Raw genomic sequence first — 19,335 nt, forward strand, 5'->3', positions numbered from 1 at the left:
GAATCAGTCAAGTCGGAGGGGTACATCTTTGGTCGGATTAACCCTCAAGATAGGCTGATTTCCGCTTTTTCTAACCCCAGCGCTCCATTTTTAAACACGTTCTAAGTTATTCAACAGTTAAAACTATGTGTTCCATATCTGGCATATCTGGAGCAGTTTCTGTCATCTTATAATTATTTTTTAAGTCTGAATAAGTTGAACCAAGTCTAATATTTCTGTTGGTTTTAAACCTCTAGCCTAAAATTAGAATTCGATTGATTTTGCTCTGAATGTCGTCTTGTATAGTTGGAGTCAGTGTAAGCAAATGTGTTTTATTCTGATCAAATATTGATAGTCATCATAAGAATTTTCATAGTCGTCTTTGTCAGCCACTTTTTTAATTTGGTTTTTGGGGACGATATCCAACACATTTTTGACAGTCATCCCTTTTTAAATACACCAACACTATTCTCTGTCAGTAAAAGTCCGCTTTGTCTGCTGGCTTATTCGCACAAGAAATTGTCAGTATTGTGAGAAAGAGTAAAGTCGGTGTTTTCATTGTTTTGATGATGTTACTTGTCGTCATAGCATTGGGCATAATGTTGGGGGCTTGGCTCAGGTGGGGACGTCCGATGTTCGTCACGCCCCGCTTGCGCCAAGCACGTGTTGTACGCCCATCACACTGGCTTTTGATTGGTGGGCTGTCTTTTGCTGGTTTTAAATGGTAAACAGTTCCACCAGGCGCGTTTGAAGCTCAAAAAATGCTATTTACGTCCTTTGTCGGCATGCTATTCACTGTATCCTTTTCGAAAATGAATGCATTGGCTATCTAGCAGTCTGACTTTTCTGTGCCGATTTTGTGTCCATTTAAGCACACTTTGTTTACGCCATCTAACCCATCTAGTCCACAACAGCCATTCAGCCTGCTCGCATCTGGATGATAAATGCAGCTAAGCAGATCAGAGATGTTTATAATCAGTTTTCCTTCCGAGCCGGTAAAGTACTCGCCATCACTAAGAACATAATATCCTTTCGGAATGAACTCATCACCCTCTGTCTCCTTCAGCAACGAGCTTTCGGGTAGTTCTTGAATGATGTTCGAAACAGGGGTATTACATATTCTGCAAAAAAGCTGCATTTAGTTGGTTTGTATGGCGTACAACTCGCTAATAGATGAAGGTTTTGAACTTATTGTCAAATATATATTTCTGGGTGAATAATCCAAATTTTACCCTGTTATAATTAATAAGCTATTGATTATGAGGGGTGTATAAAAAATGGATTTTGCAAACGCCCCCTCAGCCATACAAAATGCGAACTTCATATTTTGTATGGCTTTGTTGCATAGCTCTCAAAGAGCTGATTTTGAGGGCAAGCTAACTTAGAATTCGACTAATCTAGCACATTTTTTGTGTTCCGTATATCGTGAAACGGCTACTTATGGCATATTTACAGGCTCTTCGGATGCGATTTTACCCACCACTTGGGAGCCATGCAACAAAACCGTTTTGTATTGGCAGCCACTCTCAACAATACAAAATGCGAAGTATAGCTTACAGGGTGTCTAAAGGGCTTTTTACCTTTTTTATGCTTTGGTCACTCACTTGTGTGTAGCGCAGGGTTGTTTTGATGTCATTATGACCTAAAAGCTCTTGAATGAACTTAATATCACTTCCATTCTCAAGCAGGTGGGTGGCGTAACTGTGCCGCAGTGCATGAATCCCGACGGCCTTATTTATTCTGGCTTTCTTTAGAGCCTGCTTAAAGACTAACTGAGCGCTTCTCTTATTGTATTGCTCCCCGTACTGTCCCTCAAACAGGTATTTCTTTGGGCGATAGATTTTATAGTATTCCCGCAGTTGGTCAAGAATAATCTCCGGTAAGTTCACATATCGATCCTTCTTGCCTTTTGCCCGATCTATAGATACCTGCTTGTTCCGGCTGTCAATGTCCGTGATTTTCAGATTTACAATTTCACTGACCCGCAATCCCATAGCAAAGCTTGAGCATTGCATTATGCTTGGTAGTTACGGCGAACGGTTATTTTGGATGAACTCCACCCGTTACCTGCCAATCTCCATCAATCGAATACTCCGCCAGCGTACTTCCATGGGGCGTTCGACTTTGGTGCCGTGGACCTGCAGGGCGATAAAGCCGCTGGCGTCGACGGTATCGCGGATGCTGGCGGTGGGTACGCCGTTGACGGAGACACTCAGCATCGAGCCGTTGGCTTCGATGCGGTATTTGTTCCAACCGTATTTGTTGAAAGCTTTCTGACCGGCGGGGTTTTTGGTTAGGTCGGCCAGCCAGCCGCGCCGGGCTTCGTCGTAGATGCCCCCGCTCCAGGCGCGGGCCGAGGGGTCAATCTCAATCTGGTAACCGTGTACGCGGCCGTTTTTGAAGTCGGGGCGGCTGTGGCTGCGAATTTGGATGCCGGAGTTCATGGCGGTGTCCACTTTTACATCCAGCTCCAGTATAAAATCGCTGTAGTCTTTGTTGGTGCAGAGAAAGGTGTTTTGGGAGCCGGGTTTTGAGACGCCCACAATTTCGCCGTTCTCGATGCGGTAGTCGTTCAGCACTTTTTCGCCCCGGATGGTCCAGCCAGTAAAGTCCTTGCCGTTGAAGATCTTCTGCCACTTTTCTTTCTGGGCTGTGACAAAGGCCGTCAGCAGGCAGAGGGCGGTGAGGAGGGTAAGGGTGAGTTTCATTCAATTGTGGGGTAGCGGTTTTGTGGGTAAAAGTATAGAGCAGGTCACATTTACCTGTTTGGCTTTTTGGTAATGCCGATTTTGTCGGGAGGACAAATTGGCGCTTGTCCAGCGCTCCTTCCCCTTGCCAAATCCCCCGCAAATCGATAGGTTTGTTAACTGACTTTTCCTGACTCTATGCGATACCTAATACTCTTCCTGATTATTCTGATGTACAGCGGGCCGGCCCAATCCCCTCGCCCCCTCTCTGCTGAACACAAAAAGGCGCTGGCGTCTTTTCAACTGATGGAGGGCTTCCGGATTGAGATGGTGGCGGCTGAGCCGCTGGTGGCTGACCCGGTGGCGATGGAGGTGGACGAAAGCGGCCGGATGTACGTCATCGAGATGCCGGGCTACCCGCTCGACCTGGGCAAAAGCGGCAAAGTGAAGCTCCTGAAAGATACCAACGGCGACGGCTACCCGGATAAAAGCGTGGTCTTTGCCGACCAGCTTACCCTGCCCACGGGCGTGATGCGCTGGCAGAAAGGGATTATCGTCACCGATGCGCCCGATGTCTGGTACCTGGAAGATACCAACGGCGACGATAAGGCCGATGTTCGCAAAAAACTGCTCACCGGCTTTGCCCTGTCGAATCCGCAACATAACCTCAATACCCCCGTTTTCGGGCTTGATAACTGGATTTACCTGGCGCACGAAGGCGAAGTAACGCCCTTTGTGTATAAGAAAGAGTTTGGCGACAAAGGCTCCGAAATCCGCTTCCCCGACAATCCCAACGCGCCGGTGCTGGCCCGCAACGCCCACGGCCGCAACGTCCGCTTCCGGCCAGATACCTACGAACTGGAAGAACTCGCCGGCAAAACGCAGTACGGTCAGACATTTGACTCCTGGGGCCATCAACTCGGTACGTCCAATGCCGACCACCTGTTTCATGAGGTGCTGGCGGCCCGCTACATAGCCCGCAACCCGAACCTGCTGGTGCCCGATGCCACCCAGCACATCCCCGATCACGGCAATGCCGCCGAGGTGTACCCCATCACCGAAAACCCCAACGACCAGTTGCTCACCGACCGGGGGGTGATTACCTCCTCGTGCGGAGTAACCTGGTATAACGGCGGGGCCTTTGGCGACCGGTTCAACAACGTCACCTTCGTGGGCGAACCCTCGCATAACCTCGTTCATGCCGATGTAATCACCGACAAGGGAGCCAGTTTTGTGGCCGGCCGGCTGCTGGAGAAGAAGGAGTTTCTGGCGTCGAAAGACAGCTGGTTCCGGCCGGTCAGCTTTTACGTCGGGCCGGAGGGCGCGTTGTACGTCATCGACTACTACCGCCAGAGCATCGAGCATCCCGAGTGGATGTCGGAGGAGATGATTAAATCGGGCACCATGTACAACGGCAAAGACAAAGGCCGTATTTACCGCATTGTACCCGACAAGGGCCTGCCGATGAATTGGCTGGGCAAACTCAAACTCGACCGGATGTCGGGCGACGAGTTGGTGGAGCTGCTGCAAAGCCCGAACGGCTGGTACCGGCGCACGGCCCAGCGGCTGCTCTACCAGCGGCAGGACAAGGCCGTGGTGAAGCCCCTAAAACGACTAACGGAACTCGCCAACCGTCCCGAAGCGAAAGTCCACGCGCTCTGGCTGCTCGACGGGCTGAAGGTTGCGGATACGGAGGTAATTCAGCGCTGCCTGCGGGATAAAGAGCCGGGCGTGCGGGAAAATGCCATTCGGGTGGCGGAACGGCGGCCGTCGCTACGGCGGCCGTCGCTACGGATGCCGTCGTTGGCGACGGATAAGAAGCTGGCGGATGCATTGTTGGCTTTGCAGTCGGACCCGTCGGCCAAGGTGCGGTATCAGTTGCTGTGTACGCTGGGTGACCTGAACGTTGCGGGTACGGACGAGGCTCGGGTGGCTATTCTGAAGCGGGATATTGACGATAAATGGGCGGCCCTGGCGGCACTGACCTCGGCGGCCGGGCGAGAGTGGGAGTTGTACCAGTTGGCGCTGCGGGAGTTTGGCAACGCACCGTCGCCCGAAAAGAAGGAGTTCTTTGCCTACCTCGGCGCGACCATGGCCAATAAAAAAACGGACAGCGAAGTACCCAAACTGCTGGCCAGTCTGACCGAATCGGGGGCTGGCCGGCAGGCGTGGGTACAGTCGGCGGTATTGTCGGGCGTGGCCCGGCTGTGGCAGTCGAAAGGCGTAACCGTACCGCTGGCCGATGCCGACCGGCAGGCGTTGCTGCCCGATTTCAGCCGGTCAACGTCTCCGGAACTGCTGTCAGCTAAAATGGAATTGCTGCGGCTGGTTGGTTTGCCGAAAACGGAGGCTGTACGGGCACAGGTGGAGAAAGCCGCTACGCTGGCGGTGGATGCCGGTCAGTCGGAAGGCGTTCGGTCGGCGGCTGTGCGGTTGCTGGCCCTGTACAACCCACAGGCGTATCAGAAGCTGCTGGAGCGGCTGGTGATTGAACCCAATCCGGAAGGTATCCGGAAGGCCGCTTTTGAATCCATTAGCCAGGTTTCCGGGCCGCAGGCGTGTGCCCTGGCTCTGCGCGACTGGAACAAATTGAGCCCGGACCTCAAACAAACGGCGGTTGGTGTATTCCTGCGCAATGCCGGTCAGATTCACAACCTGCTGGATGCCATTGACCAGCAGAAAGTCGCCCGCACCGACCTTACCTGGCCGCAGATGGTGCGGCTGATGAACTACTACGATGCCGACATCCGCGCTCACGCCCGCAAGGTGCTGGCCGTCGCCGAAGACCGCAAAGCCGTGGTGCAGCGGTACATGACCGCCCTGGACCAGAAAGGCGATGCCGGTCGGGGCAAAGTGGTGTTTCAGCAGGTATGCAGCGCCTGTCACCAGATGGGTGGGCAGAACGGACAGGAGTTCGGACCGGATCTGGCGTCGCTCCGGAACCGCAACCCGCACAGCATCCTAACCGAGATTCTGCACCCCAACAACTCCATCGCCGACGGCTACGACTATTGCACCGTTACGCTAAAGAATGGGAAGCAGACGGCCGGTATTATCGCCAATGAATCGGCCACGGCCGTGACGCTACGAATGGCCGGTGGCAGCGAGTCGGTCATTGCTCGGTCGGATATTGCTACCATCGACAAGGCGCAGACTTCCGCTATGCCGGTAGGGCTGGAAGCCAGCATCGGCGTCGCACAGATGGCCGATTTGCTGGCGTATATCCGGCAGCAGTAGGAGAGGTGCTTATTTGTTATTAGCCTGAAACGCCCCGGCCAGTGCCTGAATCGTTGGGGAGTTATTGGATGTTTTGTAGCAGATAGCGGCTTGTATCGCTACGTCGGTGAAGGGCGTACCGTCGGGTTTAATTAGCTCTTTGCAGACGACGCCCTTGATATTGGAAGCGTCGTAGAAGGTAGGCACCATCGCCACGCCGATACCCAGGCTGACCAGACCGCTGAGCAGTTCGATGGAGGATACTTCCTGCACAATAGCGGCTTCGTGGCTGAATCCGGCCTGCTTACAGATGCGTTCGATATCGTCGTAAACGGTGTGGATGGTGCGCTTAATGTCGACCCACTTTTCGTTCTTCAACTGCTCCACCTGTAAAGCCTCTTCCTGCGCCAGCGGATGGTTCTCCGACAGCATCACTTTCAGATAGCCGGTCTTTAGCGGCACGGCCCGGAGCTGGTCGTATTTCAGGGGCAGCAGGGTTACGCCTAGGTCAATCTCATCGTCGAAAACCGCATCCTGAACCGCAATATGGGTAGGTAGTTCAATCAGCTTAATCTCCAGGTCCGGGAAGAGCCGGGCGCTGATTTCGACCATCTCCAGAATCCGCTCCCGAATCATCATCCGGTAAACGCCCATGTTGATGACACGCTGCTGTAAGCCGGTTCGGCGGGCAGTTTCAATGGCTTTTTCGGCCAGTTGCAAAATACGTTTTGCTTCGACCAGTAAACCCGAACCGGCTTCGGTCAGCTCTACCCTGCGGAGTTGCGTCCGTTTGGCCCGCACAAAGAGTTCAACGCCAATTTCGGCCTCCAATAGCTGAATCTGCTGGCTCAGGGCCGGCTGTGACACAAACAGTTTCTCGGCCGCCCGGCCAAAATGCAATTCCTCCGCAACGCCGACAAAATACCGTAACTGCCGTAGCTCCATCTCAGGACGGGAGAGAAGGCTCTCCAATAAGTTATTCTTATTACAATATTATAAATCACGATTAGATTTTGCTAACAGGATTTTAGATTTTTGCCAGATGTCCTGCCTGCTATGAACCGTATTGTTCTATTAATCGCGATGCTCATGACTGTCGGCCAGCCAGCTTTTGCGCAAAAGCCGGAAAAACCAGAAGCGCCCCAACTCGAATTTGTTTGCGAACTCAGGGTGAAAATCGATAAGGCGTATGTCGTCGGCGAAACCCCGCACGGCCTGCGCCGGATTATCCCCATTGTAGGGGGCACGTTTGCCGGGCCGAAGCTGAAAGGCAATATCCTGAACGGCGGTGCCGACTGGCAGATTGTCCGCAAAGATGGCGTGGCCGAACTGGAAGCGCATTACCAGATGAAAACCGACGATGGCGTCATCATCTATATCAAAAATACCGGTCTGCGCGTTGCTACGCCCGAAGTAGCCGCCCGCATCGGTCGGGGTGAGCCGGTGAGTTCAAGCGAGTATTACTTCCGGGCGGCTCCGAAATTTGAAGCGCCGGCCGGCAAATACGAATGGATGAACAACGCCATTTTTATCTGCACGGCAGAACGTAATCCCGATAGTGTCATCATCAACGTCTGGAAAGTGCTCTAAACGTTTAATGAATTCCCCTATGGTAGATAAATCGACGTTTCTGGAGGTTGACCAGCAGGAAGAGATTCTGTTCATTAAACTCAACCGGCCGGAAAAGCGCAATGCCATCAATGATGCGCTCATTCTGGCGTTGGAAGCGGTATTTTCAACCATACCGGCGGGCGTCAAATGCGCTATTCTGCACGGCGAAGGGCCTCATTTCAGCGCCGGGTTGGACCTTTCGGAGCTACGAGAAAGAAGCGTTGTGGAGGGCCTGCACCATTCGCGCATGTGGCATCGGGCGCTGGACCGCATTCAGTTCGGTACCGTACCGGTGGTGGCCGTGTTGCAGGGAGCCTGTGTAGGCGGAGGGCTGGAAATTGCGGCAGCCTGCCATATCCGCGTGGCCGAGCAGACTACATTTTATGCGTTACCGGAAGGGCAACGCGGCATCTTCGTGGGTGGTGGCGCATCGGTCCGATTACCTAAGCTGATTGGTATGGCGCGGATGGCCGACATGATGTTTACCGGCCGGGTTATTCAGGCCGAAGAAGGTGTACCCATGGGCTTTTCGCAATATCTGGTGGAGGAAGGAGCCGGGCTGGCGAAAGGTATTGAACTGGCCAAACGCATTGCGCAGAACGCCGAGATGACCAATTACGCCCTGATGCACGTCCTGCCCCGCATTGCCGATTTAGGGCAGTCGGAAGGTTTGTTGCTGGAATCGATGATGGCAGCCATTGCGCAATCGTCACCCGAAGCGAAGCAGCGGCTGAGTGATTTTTTAGAGGGCAGGGCGAAAAAAGTGGGGGAGTAGCATCGAAATCCAGCCCACTGCTTTAGCTGTGGGTACTGGCAAACGAACCATAATCCGTTAACCGTTTCAACGGTTTTGAATAGCGTAAACCGTTAAAACGGTTCCGATTTGAATGATAGAAACTGCCTGTCCCACAGCTAAAGCAGTGGGCTGAATAAACGAAACCCGGAAATAACCTGAACAGATGCCTGCTTCCTTCAAACAAACAGCCTTTGGCCCGACCAGAACCCGGAAGGAAGTTTGCCCCGACGGGTCTATTCACCTGCGCCTGGAGCAGCCGTTGGCACCATATCCGGAAAAACTGACGGAAAAGCTGTTGTACTGGGCCGAACAGCAGCCCGATAAAACCTTCCTGGCCCGGCGAAACAGACAGGGTGACTGGGTAACGCTATCCTACCGGCAGACGCTGGACCAGGTCCGTTCTATCGCCCAGTATCTGCTGAATCTGGGGCTGACGGCTGAGGAGACCATCGTCATCTTATCCGAGAACAGCCTGGAACACGCCTTGCTAGCCTTAGCCGCCGTGCATATCGGTATTCCGTATTCTCCAATTTCACCGCCGTACTCGCTGGTGTCAAAGGATTTAGGCCGACTGAAGCACTGCCTGCAACTAATGACGCCCAAAGTCATTTTTGCGCAGAACGGCAGGGTGTACGCCAGAGCGTTGCAGTTAGCCCACTCGCTTTTCCCATCGGCTACCATTATCACGGCCGAAGAAGGTACTGCCGTTGGTTTTTCGGAATTGCTGACCGTGCCGCCGACGAGTGCCGTTGAGGAAGCATTTGCAACCGTGAAACCGGCCAGTGTGGCGAAGGTGTTGTTTACCTCCGGCTCAACCGGCCTGCCCAAGGGCGTGATAAATACGCATCAGATGTGGTGCGCCAACTTGCAGCAGATTACGCAGGTATTTCCGTTCATGGCCGCCGAGCCACCCGTGTTCATCGACTGGTTACCCTGGAATCATACCTTCGGCGGTAATCATAATTTCGGGCTTACACTCTACCATGGCGGTACGTTATACATCGACGACGGCAAACCGACTCCGCAGCACATCGAAACAACCGTACGGAATCTGCGCGAGATTTCCCCAACGGCCTACTTCAACGTGCCAAAAGGTTTTGAGATGCTGATTCCGTATGTCGAGCGGGAGCCGGAACTGCGCCAAACCTTCTTCAAAAAGCTGAGCATTCTTTTTTATGCCGGGGCCAGTCTGGCGCAGCCGGTGTGGAATCGCTGGGAGGAGTTGGCCGTCGAAACCATCGGGGAGCGGATACCCATTATCACCGGTTTGGGCTGTACGGAAGCAGGACCATCGGCGATGTTCGCCAACTGGGGCGGCAGTTTCTCCGGACTGCTGGGCGTACCCGTAGCGGGTATGGACGTAAAACTGGTGCCGAACGGCGATAAACTGGAGGCCCGGTACAAAGCCCCTAATGTAACACCCGGCTACTGGCGCAATGAGGAGGCTACCGGCAATGCCTTTGACGAAGACGGCTATTACAAAACCGGTGATGCAGTGAAATTCCTGGACGACGAAAACCCGGACAAAGGACTGATCTTCGACGGGCGCATTGCCGAAGATTTCAAATTGTCGACCGGAACCTGGGTGAACGTGGGTGTCATGAAGGCTAAAGTCATAGCCGCCGGCTCACCCGTGGTGCAGGATGTGGTCATTGCGGGTCTGGACCGTGAATACGTGGGAGTGATTCTGTTCCTGAACGCCGATGCCTGCCGGAAGCTTTGCAATCTGTCAGCGGACGTTTCAATCCAAGACGCTTTTCAGCACTCTACAGTAAAAGCGTACATCGACCAGCTTCTCATAACGATAAACCAGACCGCCACCGGCAGTGCCACGCGGGTAGAGCGGGCTGTCATTGCCCTCGACCCGCCGTCTATCGACCTGGGCGAAATTACCGACAAAGGTTCGCTGAACCAACGCGCCATCCTGCGGCACCGGGCCAGCCTGGTAGACCAACTCTACCAGCCCGAGCCAACCAGTCAACCAATTAACCATTGAACCAATTAACCATTGAACCAATTAACCCCAGCATACCCTAATGAAAACTCCTCCCTTCAGAGCCGACCATGTCGGTAGTTTATTGAGAACACCCGAGGTAAAAGAAAACCGTCTGAAATGGCGGAAGGGTGAGATTTCCGCCGAAGAGCTGCGGGCCATTGAGGACAACGCCATTGCCGAAACGGTCAAAAAACTGGAATCGACCGGGATGCGCAGCATTACCGATGGTGAGTTCCGCCGGGATTACTTTCACCTTGATTTTCTGAAAGAACTGGAAGGTGTTACCGTAACCGGCGGCATCGATGCAAACCCCCACGCCAAAGTGGCGGAGGACGGTTTTAAGCCCCCGGTACTGAGCGTTACCGGCAAGCTGAAGCACGTGAAGGATATTCAGGTAGACGATTTTAATTACCTCAAATCGGTCACCGCGCAAACGCCGAAAGTGTCGATACCCTCGCCGACGATGATTCACTTCCGGGGTGGTCGCAAATCGATTGATATTCATTCATACCCGGATATGGATGAGTTTTTCCATGATCTGTCCGAGGCTTATAAGGAGGAGATTGACCATCTCTATCAGGCTGGTCTGCGTTACCTGCAACTGGACGATACCAACCTGGCGTACCTCTGCGACCCCAAAATGCGGGCGGCCGCCGTGGAGCGGGGCGAAGACCCGAACGAACTCCCAAGAACCTACGCAGCCCTTATCAACTCAGTTATTGATGACCGTCCCGAGGACCTGACCGTGGGTATCCACCTGTGCCGGGGCAACTACCGCAGCACCTGGTTTGCCGAAGGTGGTTATGAGCCAGTCGCCGAAGTGCTGTTCAACACCATCAATGTGGATGCCTATTTTCTGGAGTACGATGATGAGCGGTCGGGCGATTTTGCCCCGTTGCGTTTCGTGCCCGATAACAAGATGGTTGTGCTGGGTATCATCTCCTCGAAAGTGCGGGACATGGAAGACATGGATGATTTGCGCCGGCGCATCGACGAAGCGGCTCAGTACATGCCGCTGGAGAATATGTGCGTCAGTCCGCAGTGCGGGTTCTCGTCTACCCACCACGGCAACGACCTGACCTACGACGACCAGTGGAAAAAGATCGAACTGGTGGTGGATACGGCTACTAAAGTATGGGGGCAGCCGTGAAAGAATTATTGAATGATAGAGTGATTGAATGAAGGTTATCCGACTTCAACTGATTTATTTGAAGCCTGTTTTCTCATTCAATCACTCTATCATTCAACTTCAATCATTCAATCATTTCCCTTTCAATGATCAAGTACCTACTACTCAGCCTCTGTCTCGCCGGCAGTGCCTTCGCCCAGGGGACTGTCGCCCGGACTGATTCGGGAAGTATAGACGGAGCCCATTACCGTATTCTTTTCCCTGAGAACTGGAAAGGAAAGCTGGTGATGTATGCCCACGGCTATGAGTTTATGGGGGCCAAACCCCGCCAGAGCCAGAACCCTCAGTTTCTGAACAATATGAAGCCCTTCCTGGAACGGGGCTTTGCCGTAGCCGCTTCGGACTACCGGCACCAGGGCTTTGCGATTCCGCAGGGGGTGGATGATACAGAGGCACTGCGCCAGTATTTTCTCAAAACGTACGGTAAGCCGGATACCACGTTCATGGTTGGACATTCAATGGGTGGGGGTGTGGCGCTGGCCACTCTCGAAAACTTCGGCCAGCATTATCTGGGCGGATTGCCGCTTTGTCCGTTTTCAAGCCGCCCGTACCTGCAAACCCGCAAGGAGTTTGATATGTACTCGACCTTCAATGGGCTGTTCCCCGGCATTGCTACCCCGCTGGCTGAGCTATTCGATGTGTCGAAACCGTATCAAGCCCAGCCTATGCAGGCGATGATGCCGAAAGCCATGGCTATCCGGAAAGCGATAGTGGCTAAAGATTCAGCGCTGGCGGTGGCGTTTGCCCGGCGGTTCGATTTACAACTGGATGACCTGCCGATGTCGTTATTTTTCAATGAAAACGTGTTGCGGGACATCGCGCAGAAGGCAAACGGGAATCCGTATGATAATACCAATACTGTCTATAGTGGCTTTCCGAATGATCTGGACGTGAACCGCAAAGCCGAACGACTGGCGGCTACCGTCAACCCAACAGGTCTGTTCGGAAAGTACGACCGCACCGGTAACATCAATAAACCCGTCGTATTGATGCATACCTTGTATGACCAGTTGATACCGCCAACGTATGGCGTAACGAATTTTGAAAACATGGTGCATCAGCAAGGGAAAGACCAGTTCTTTACGGTCAAGTACACCAACGGTAGGGGACATTGCAATTTTACGCCCCAGCAGACCGGTAAGGCGTTTGATGAACTGCGTCGCTGGGTGAAAACAGGCGTAAAGGCGAAAGCCGGATTTGTGGAGTAAGCAATTATGATTGATATAGAAAAAATCACCGCCATCGACGTCCACACGCATGCCGAGGCATCGTGCTGGCAGCCGCATGACGACTTTCGTCCGGAACTGGATGAGGCTTTTGCCAAATACTTCAAATCCGACAAGCGCCCGACCATTCAGGAAACGGCGGACTACTACCGGGAGCGGAACATGGCGTTTGTGATGTTTACCGTCGACTCGGAGTTCAACGTGGGTAAGCGCCGGATTCCGAATGAGGAGGTGGCCGAAGGGGCGCAGAAAAACGCCGATGTCATGATTGCCTTCGCCAGCATCGACCCGCACAAAGGGCGGATGGGTGCCCGCGAAGCCCGCAACCTGATTGAAAACTACGACGTAAAAGGTTTTAAGTTTCACCCGACGGTGCAGGGCTTTTACCCCAACGACCGGATGGCGTATCACCTCTACGAAGTCATTGCCGAGTACCGGTTGCCGATGCTCTTTCATTCGGGCCATTCCGGGTTCGGGTCGGGTGTACGCGGGGGAGGAGGTTTCCGGCTGGAATACTCCAACCCGATTCACCTGGACGATGTAGCGATTGACTTTCCAGACAATCCCATCATCATTGCGCACCCCAGCTGGCCATGGCAGGACGAAGCCCTGTCGGTTGCGATGCACAAACCGAATATCTATATTGACCTGAGTGGCTGGTCGCCCAAGTACTTCCCGAAGCAGTTGGTGCAGTACGCCAATACCATGCTGAAAGACCGGATGCTGTTTGGGACGGATTTTCCGCTGATTACGCCCGACCGTTGGATGAAGGATTTTGACGAAGCCGGGTTTCGGGAGGAAGTCAAGCCCTTAATCCTGAAAGAGAATGCCATCCGAATGTTGGGGCTGAAGTAGCCTTTGCGAGTGCCTAAACCCCTTTAACCCATGGAGGTTAGTTCGAAACCCCTCATAGACCAGCGGCCAATTACACGGCTTCAATACGCTACGGTGCTTATCTGCTTCCTGATGAACATGCTCGACGGCATGGACGTGATGGTTATCTCGTATGCTGCTCCCGCCATCGCCAAAGGCTGGAGCGTCAGTCCTGAAGCCTTGGGTATTGTCTTCAGTTCGGGCTTAGTTGGCATGACCTTCGGGGCGTTGTTCCTGACTCCTTATGCTGATAAAATCGGTCGAAAAGCGATGATTCTGGTTAGCGCGGCCATTATGGGCACCAGTATTTTCCTGACCGCTTATTCTACTTCCGTTGTTGCCCTGATTGGGTTTCGCTTTATCAGCGGGTTAGGTATCGGCTGTATGCTGGCCAGTACGGCCGCGCTGGCTGCCGAGTATACGCCGGATAAGACAAGAGATTTCTGGGTGAGCTTCGTAGTGTCAGGCTATCCCGTAGGCGCAGTTGCGTCGGGCCTGGTAGCCGCAAAAGTTATTCCCCAGTACGGCTGGCCCTCAATATTTCAACTGGCGGGCGTAGCTACGCTGATGGCTTTGCCGCTGGTTTATTTCCTGCTGTCAGAGTCGCTGGAGTTTTACCTGAAATCACAGCCCCGACAGGCGCTGGAAAAGGCGAACGACATTCTGGCCCGGATGGGGGCGGGTCAATTGGATACGCTACCTGCCAAACCAGTTAAGCGGCAGGGTATGCCCATCAATTCAGTATTGGATGGTGAATACAAACTACCAACCATTCAGCTGTGGATTGCCTTGTTTCTGGCGTTTGCTACCCTGTACTTTCTCACGAGCTGGATTCCCAAACTGGCCTCCAACGCCGGGCTGTCGGTCGAACTGGCTATCTACGCCGGAACGGTTTTCAACGTAGGCGCTTTTTTCGGTATCGTGACGCAGGGGTACTTTTCCAGCCGGTATGGCCTTAAACGGACAATTGGTGTTATCCTGATTCTGACGGGTGTGCTGATGGCGGCTTTCCAGCTATTTATCGGTTCAACGGTGCTGCTGTTCGTCTTCGGTCTGCTGGGGTTTGGGATACAGGGGGGCTTTGTCGGATTGTATGCCGTGGCCGCGCGGATGTACCCCACCGAGTTCCGGACTACGGGCGTAGGCTATTCCATTGGCATTGGCCGGCTCGGCGGGATTATTGGCCCTGCAATAGGAGGAGTGTTAATTGGTATGGGTTTATCGATGGTCGCCAACTTTCTGATTTACGCGATTCCGACCGTCTTTGCGGGAATAATGACGATGTATATTTCGTCAAAAAAGATAAGCTGATTTACTTTTATGCTTCAACTGATTCAAAACGCTACTCGTAATGCCGAATTGACAGCCGTTATTTTGGACGGTCAATCGTATACCTATCAGCAACTCCTCGATGCCTCAGCGGCCATAGCGGCTCTTTTACTGGAGGATTCGACGGACCTCACCGAAGCCCGTGTAGCTTTCATGGTAACGCCGGGGTTCGATTACGTACGGGTGCAATGGGGGATCTGGCGGGCCGGTGGCGTTGCGGTTCCGCTGGCGCTGTCGTATCCGCTTCCTTCGCTGCGGTATGTCATTGAAGATACCGGTACCCAGATAGTCGTAGCCGATAAGCCATTTGCAGAATTACTGGCCCCCCTGGTGGAAGAAAAAGGACTGCGGCTGATTGTACTGGGTGAGGAGGACGAGGCAAATCGTTCTAAAGCACTGCCTGATTTGGATGGTAGTCGCCGGGCTATGATTCTGTACACCAGCGGGACCACCAACCTGCCCAAAGGGGTGGTGACTACCCACGCCAACCTGGAAGCGCAGATTTCGACGCTGGTAGATGTCTGGCAGTGGTCATCAATCGACCATGTTCTGTGCGTACTTCCGCTGCACCATGTTCATGGTATCGTCAACGTAGTTTCCTGTGCGCTCTGGTCTGGTGCCACCGTTGAGTTTCTGCCCAACTTCTCGGCCGAAGTGATATTTGGCATATTCCAGCACGGGCAGGTCAATGTGTTTATGGCGGTGCCAACCATTTACTTTAAGCTGATTGCATATTGGGAAGGTCTCACAGCCGATGAGCAGCAGCGGATATCAGCAACGCTGTCCCGCTTCCGCCTGATGGTATCGGGTTCAGCGGCTCTACCGGCTTCGGTGATGGAACGGTGGAAAGCTATCAGCGGCCATACCCTGCTCGAACGCTACGGCATGACGGAAATCGGGATGGGAATCAGCAATCCTTATGATGGTGAGCGTCGGACGGGCTACATTGGTCTGCCGCTGCCAGGTGTCAGTGTTCGATTGATAAACGAGGAGAATGAAGATGTGCCTGATGGACAGCCCGGTGAGATCCAGATAAAGGGGGCCAACGTATTCCTGGAATACTGGAACCGACCCGACGCTACGCAGAAAGCATTTTCAGAAGATGGCTGGTTTCGCACGGGCGACATCGCCGTGGTCGAAGACGGCTACTACCGCATACTAGGCCGAGACTCCATCGACATTATCAAATCGGGCGGGTACAAAATCTCCGCCCTCGAAATTGAAGAAGTCCTGCGCACCCATCCCGCCATCAGCGATTGCAGTGTGGTGGGTATTCCCAACGATGAATGGGGTGAACTGGTATCCGCCGTGCTCATCCTGAAAGACAACGCCGTAACCACTACCGACATTAACACCTGGCTGCGCGAGCGGATGCCCGGCTACAAACTACCCCGGCAGTACCGGCTTGTCGATGACCTGCCCCGCAACGCCATGGGCAAAGTCACCAAGAACGATTTGAAAGCTTTATTCAAGAATGAGTGATAACTTTTAACTCATCACTCATCACTCTTAACTCATAACTCCTTCCCCATGACTATATACGGTGTGGCTATCCTGGCGTTCTGCTACGTGATCGGCCAACTAACGGGTGAACTGCTCGGCCATCTGATTGGCATCGACGCCAACGTGGGCGGGGTTGGCTTTGCCATGCTGCTGCTCATTCTGGTGAACGACTGGTTTACGAAGAAAGGCTACATGGACAAGCTGACCGAAAGCGGCATTCAGTTCTGGAGTCAGCTCTATATTCCGATTGTGGTAGCCATGTCGGCCATTCAGAACGTAAAACTGGCGGTTTCCAGCGGCTTTATTGCCATACTGGCCGGCACAGTACCGGTTGTGCTCTGTGTATCTACTATCCCGCTGCTCACGAAATTGGCTAAGCCTAAATCTACCGACCACCATGGACATTATCACCCGGTTCCTTGAAAAGAACGGCCTTATTGTGGCCTTTCTGGCGGTGGGGCTGATTATGTACAGTTCGGCCATCATTTCCCGTATACTCACCAACCGGAAACTTCCGGGGTCGGCCATCGCCATCTTCGCGGGCCTGGTGCTGGCGTACCTCGGTGGCTTGTATTCCGGGGGTGAAAAAGGGTTGGCTGACCTGAAGCTGTTCTCGGGGTTCAGTTTGCTGGGTGGTTCTATGTTTCGTGACTTCGCTATTGTTTCCACTGCCATGGGGGCCAGTTTTGTGGTGATGAAGCAGACAGGCTGGGTTGGTGCTTTATCGCTGTTTATTGGGATCGTGCTCTCCTTTATCGGCGGGGTGGCCATCGCGCTGCTCTGGGGCTATACCGACGCGGTCAGCCTGACCACCATCGGGGCCGGTGCCTGCACCTACATTGTGGGCCCGGTAACGGGCGCGGCCATCGGAGCCCCTTCAGATGTGATGGCGCTGAGTATAGCCGCTGGTTTGGTGAAGGCTATTTTCGTCACGGTAGCTACGCCCTTTATGGCCCGTTTCGTTGGGCTCGACAATCCGCACACGGCCATGATATTCGGAGGATTAATTGGCACTACCAGTGGCGTGTCGGCTGGTCTGGCAGCCACCGATCCCAAACTGGTGCCCTACGGGGCCCTGACCGCCACGTTCTACACCGGCCTGGGTTGCCTGGTTTGCCCGTCGGTGCTGTTTCTGTTAATGCGTTTAATTATCAACGAATAAGGTCGGACAAGGAACAAGAATAGCGCTGTTATCCGGAGAATATCTTCACCCTGGTTATCACTTATGAAAAAATCGCTAACCTTTGTTTTCGCTTTGGCATCACTGGTTTCAATGGCGCAGAATCGCGAACCTGACTTCGAGAAGATAGCAATCCAATCCGCCAGATACTGGCTGGACATCGACTACGTCGGCGATGGCATTGTCGGGCACCGGCTGGATATTCATTTGCCGAAGAACGGCACCGGCCCCTTTCCAATTGTGGTGTGTGTCTACGGCAGCGCCTGGTTTTCCAACTCATCCAAAGCGGCTACGTTTTCTGCCGGATTAGGTCAGAAGCTGTTGGAGAATGGGTTTGCGGTCGTGAGCATCAACCATCGGTCCAGCAGCGATGCCAAATTTCCCGCTCAGATTCAGGACGTAAAAGCTGCCATCCGCTTTGTTCGGGCCAACGCGTCAACGTTTGGTCTTGATAACTCGTTTATTGGCATCACAGGCTGGTCGTCGGGCGGGCATTTGTCCACAATGGCGGGTACGACCAACGGAGTGAAAAAGGAAACGTTCAAAGGGCTGGATGTCGACATCGAGGGCAGTCTGGGCAAATTCACCGGAACGGGCAGCCAGGTTAATGCCGTAGTCGACTGGTTCGGGCCGACGGATTTCCTGATCATGGATAGCTGCGGCAGTTCCTTTTCACACAACGAAGCGAAGTCGCCGGAGTCCTCGCTGATCGGTGGCCCCATTCAGGAGAATCCGGATAAGGTGGCGCTGGCCAACCCCATCAGTTATGTCCGGAAAGGCAATCCGCCGTTTCTGATTTTTCACGGCAACAAAGACCCGCTGGTGCCGCATTGCCAGAGCGAGAAACTGTATGACAAATTACAGAAGGAGGGTGTCAAAAGTGAACTGGTCATTGTGCCGGAAGGAGGGCACGGTCCAGGCGTAATGATTGATCAATACTACGACCGGGCAATTGCTTTTTTGAAGGCGGAACGGAACGCGGTTGCCGCAAAGCGCTGAAAACCTATTTTACACAAACAACGCATTCAGGTCAAGGGTCAGGCCGGGGAGTACGCCGGAAGTGAGCTGGCCTTCTTCCGTAGACGCGGCACTGAGAAGTTGGTAGCGCCCTTCCTGGAGCGTAACGATTTCAATAAAGCCGTCGGCAGAATCTACCAGCCAGTATTCCTGCACGCCAAAGCGGGCGTATAGTTCCTTTTTGGTAACCCGGTCGCGGTACACCGACGAGGGCGAGATTACCTCCACGACCAGAGCCGGAATGCCCATTACCCCATCGCGGGTGATGATAGAGGCATTGCTCTGCGGCACGAATACCAGGTCGAGCTGCGGAGCTGTGTACTCATCCAGGAACACATCAACGGGGGCAAAAAGGATTTCCCCGAGTTGCTGTTGTTTAACATACGTATGCAGGCTAAACGCCAGTTCACCTAATACGAGCTGATGTTGGGGGGAGGGAGCTTTCTTTCTTACGAGGTCACCGTCAAGCAGTTCGTACAGGTGGGTATCCGCATCGTCGAACTCCATATGGTGGAATTCAGCCACGGTTAATTTTTGGGTCTCAACGTTGGCGTTCATGGCAGCGGCTGGTTTTTAACAAAGATAGAACGATTTGCGGGTCAGGTAGGTGTGCTTCTAACAATAACAGAAAGTTTTGTAGGGCATAGCGTTGGTACCTAATGCCTGCTCCGCCAAAATTAACGCTACGATATTAGCGAAGGAATTTGACACATAGAGGCAGAACCGTAAATTG

Annotated in this window: 16 protein-coding genes; 12 read left to right on the forward strand and 4 right to left on the reverse strand. The window is 53.4% G+C overall.

Annotation, left to right across the window (positions count from 1 at the left end; all coding sequences use genetic code 11):
* Positions 1-1,532 precede the first annotated feature (1,532 nt).
* Both ABD949_RS27770 and ABD949_RS27775 read right to left on the reverse strand, forming a co-directional pair.
* The gene (locus ABD949_RS27770; protein WP_345249276.1) at positions 1,533-1,994 is read right to left on the reverse strand and encodes a tyrosine-type recombinase/integrase; all 462 of its coding nucleotides are present in this window, start codon (positions 1,992-1,994) and stop codon (positions 1,533-1,535) included.
* 48 nt (positions 1,995-2,042) lie between these two features.
* Positions 2,043-2,687, reverse strand: a complete 645-nt coding sequence (locus ABD949_RS27775; RefSeq protein ID WP_345249278.1) for a 3-keto-disaccharide hydrolase — start codon at positions 2,685-2,687, stop codon at positions 2,043-2,045.
* Between the two features lie 177 nt (positions 2,688-2,864).
* Between ABD949_RS27775 and ABD949_RS27780 the strand changes: the two genes are divergently transcribed.
* The gene (locus ABD949_RS27780; RefSeq protein WP_345249280.1) at positions 2,865-5,903 is read left to right on the forward strand and encodes a PVC-type heme-binding CxxCH protein; all 3,039 of its coding nucleotides are present in this window, start codon (positions 2,865-2,867) and stop codon (positions 5,901-5,903) included.
* A 9-nt stretch (positions 5,904-5,912) separates the two neighbouring features.
* Here ABD949_RS27780 and ABD949_RS27785 read toward each other — a convergent pair whose 3' ends face one another.
* Positions 5,913-6,854: a LysR family transcriptional regulator gene (locus ABD949_RS27785; RefSeq protein ID WP_345249282.1), complete on the reverse strand. Its 942-nt coding sequence runs from the start codon at positions 6,852-6,854 to the stop codon at positions 5,913-5,915.
* A gap of 84 nt (positions 6,855-6,938) precedes the next feature.
* On the opposite strand from ABD949_RS27785, the gene ABD949_RS27790 reads away from it, so the two are divergent.
* The 11 genes from ABD949_RS27790 to ABD949_RS27840 all read left to right on the forward strand — a co-directional run bounded on the left by ABD949_RS27790 (position 6,939) and on the right by ABD949_RS27840 (position 18,584).
* Positions 6,939-7,472 carry a DUF3237 domain-containing protein gene (locus tag ABD949_RS27790; protein WP_345249284.1) on the forward strand — a complete coding sequence of 178 codons (534 nt, stop codon included), beginning with the start codon at positions 6,939-6,941 and terminating at the stop codon, positions 7,470-7,472.
* Positions 7,473-7,479: 7 nt separating this feature from the next.
* The gene (locus ABD949_RS27795; protein WP_345249286.1) at positions 7,480-8,268 is read left to right on the forward strand and encodes a crotonase/enoyl-CoA hydratase family protein; all 789 of its coding nucleotides are present in this window, start codon (positions 7,480-7,482) and stop codon (positions 8,266-8,268) included.
* 184 nt (positions 8,269-8,452) lie between these two features.
* The gene (locus tag ABD949_RS27800; RefSeq protein WP_345249288.1) at positions 8,453-10,285 is read left to right on the forward strand and encodes a feruloyl-CoA synthase; all 1,833 of its coding nucleotides are present in this window, start codon (positions 8,453-8,455) and stop codon (positions 10,283-10,285) included.
* Positions 10,286-10,325: 40 nt separating this feature from the next.
* Positions 10,326-11,435: a 5-methyltetrahydropteroyltriglutamate--homocysteine S-methyltransferase gene (locus tag ABD949_RS27805; protein WP_345249290.1), complete on the forward strand. Its 1,110-nt coding sequence runs from the start codon at positions 10,326-10,328 to the stop codon at positions 11,433-11,435.
* 125 nt (positions 11,436-11,560) lie between these two features.
* Positions 11,561-12,682: an alpha/beta hydrolase gene (locus ABD949_RS27810; RefSeq protein ID WP_345249292.1), complete on the forward strand. Its 1,122-nt coding sequence runs from the start codon at positions 11,561-11,563 to the stop codon at positions 12,680-12,682.
* 6 nt (positions 12,683-12,688) lie between these two features.
* Positions 12,689-13,555 (forward strand): amidohydrolase family protein, encoded by an 867-nt coding sequence (locus tag ABD949_RS27815; protein ID WP_345249294.1) that lies wholly within the window; start codon positions 12,689-12,691, stop codon positions 13,553-13,555.
* 30 nt (positions 13,556-13,585) lie between these two features.
* On the forward strand, positions 13,586-14,884 hold the full coding sequence (locus ABD949_RS27820) for an MFS transporter (protein WP_345249296.1): 1,299 nt from the start codon (positions 13,586-13,588) through the stop codon (positions 14,882-14,884).
* Positions 14,885-14,893: 9 nt separating this feature from the next.
* Complete coding sequence (locus tag ABD949_RS27825; protein ID WP_345249298.1) at positions 14,894-16,384, forward strand: acyl-CoA synthetase; 1,491 nt, start codon at positions 14,894-14,896, stop codon at positions 16,382-16,384.
* Positions 16,385-16,432: 48 nt separating this feature from the next.
* A complete protein-coding gene (gene madL, locus ABD949_RS27830) occupies positions 16,433-16,828 on the forward strand; it encodes a malonate transporter subunit MadL (RefSeq protein WP_345249300.1) in 396 nt (131 codons plus the stop codon).
* Positions 16,803-17,567: a malonate transporter subunit MadM gene (gene madM / locus ABD949_RS27835; RefSeq protein ID WP_345249302.1), complete on the forward strand. Its 765-nt coding sequence runs from the start codon at positions 16,803-16,805 to the stop codon at positions 17,565-17,567. The genes madL and madM overlap by 26 nt, the downstream gene beginning before the upstream one ends.
* 63 nt (positions 17,568-17,630) lie before the next feature.
* Positions 17,631-18,584 (forward strand): prolyl oligopeptidase family serine peptidase, encoded by a 954-nt coding sequence (locus ABD949_RS27840; protein ID WP_345249304.1) that lies wholly within the window; start codon positions 17,631-17,633, stop codon positions 18,582-18,584.
* Positions 18,585-18,593: 9 nt separating this feature from the next.
* Here the strand turns inward: ABD949_RS27840 and ABD949_RS27845 are convergent, their stop codons facing one another.
* Entirely contained in the window at positions 18,594-19,160 is a 567-nt protein-coding gene (locus ABD949_RS27845) for a Uma2 family endonuclease (protein WP_345249306.1), read from the reverse strand.
* Positions 19,161-19,335 lie beyond the last annotated feature (175 nt).

The organism is Nibrella saemangeumensis (genome assembly GCF_039541915.1).
In the GTDB taxonomy this organism is placed as follows: Bacteria; Bacteroidota; Bacteroidia; order Cytophagales; family Spirosomataceae; genus Nibrella; species Nibrella saemangeumensis.

Coding starts and splice junctions, on each gene's coding strand:
- ABD949_RS27820 (WP_345249296.1), top strand. CDS start 13,586: ATGGAGGTTAGTTCGAAACCCCTCATAGACCAGCGGCCAATTACACGG.
- ABD949_RS27810 (WP_345249292.1), top strand. CDS start 11,561: ATGATCAAGTACCTACTACTCAGCCTCTGTCTCGCCGGCAGTGCCTTC.
- madL (WP_345249300.1), top strand. CDS start 16,433: ATGACTATATACGGTGTGGCTATCCTGGCGTTCTGCTACGTGATCGGC.
- ABD949_RS27845 (WP_345249306.1), bottom strand. CDS start 19,160: ATGAACGCCAACGTTGAGACCCAAAAATTAACCGTGGCTGAATTCCAC.
- ABD949_RS27775 (WP_345249278.1), bottom strand. CDS start 2,687: ATGAAACTCACCCTTACCCTCCTCACCGCCCTCTGCCTGCTGACGGCC.
- madM (WP_345249302.1), top strand. CDS start 16,803: ATGGACATTATCACCCGGTTCCTTGAAAAGAACGGCCTTATTGTGGCC.
- ABD949_RS27780 (WP_345249280.1), top strand. CDS start 2,865: ATGCGATACCTAATACTCTTCCTGATTATTCTGATGTACAGCGGGCCG.
- ABD949_RS27840 (WP_345249304.1), top strand. CDS start 17,631: ATGAAAAAATCGCTAACCTTTGTTTTCGCTTTGGCATCACTGGTTTCA.
- ABD949_RS27770 (WP_345249276.1), bottom strand. CDS start 1,994: ATGCAATGCTCAAGCTTTGCTATGGGATTGCGGGTCAGTGAAATTGTA.
- ABD949_RS27800 (WP_345249288.1), top strand. CDS start 8,453: ATGCCTGCTTCCTTCAAACAAACAGCCTTTGGCCCGACCAGAACCCGG.
- ABD949_RS27790 (WP_345249284.1), top strand. CDS start 6,939: ATGAACCGTATTGTTCTATTAATCGCGATGCTCATGACTGTCGGCCAG.
- ABD949_RS27805 (WP_345249290.1), top strand. CDS start 10,326: ATGAAAACTCCTCCCTTCAGAGCCGACCATGTCGGTAGTTTATTGAGA.
- ABD949_RS27825 (WP_345249298.1), top strand. CDS start 14,894: ATGCTTCAACTGATTCAAAACGCTACTCGTAATGCCGAATTGACAGCC.
- ABD949_RS27815 (WP_345249294.1), top strand. CDS start 12,689: ATGATTGATATAGAAAAAATCACCGCCATCGACGTCCACACGCATGCC.
- ABD949_RS27795 (WP_345249286.1), top strand. CDS start 7,480: ATGAATTCCCCTATGGTAGATAAATCGACGTTTCTGGAGGTTGACCAG.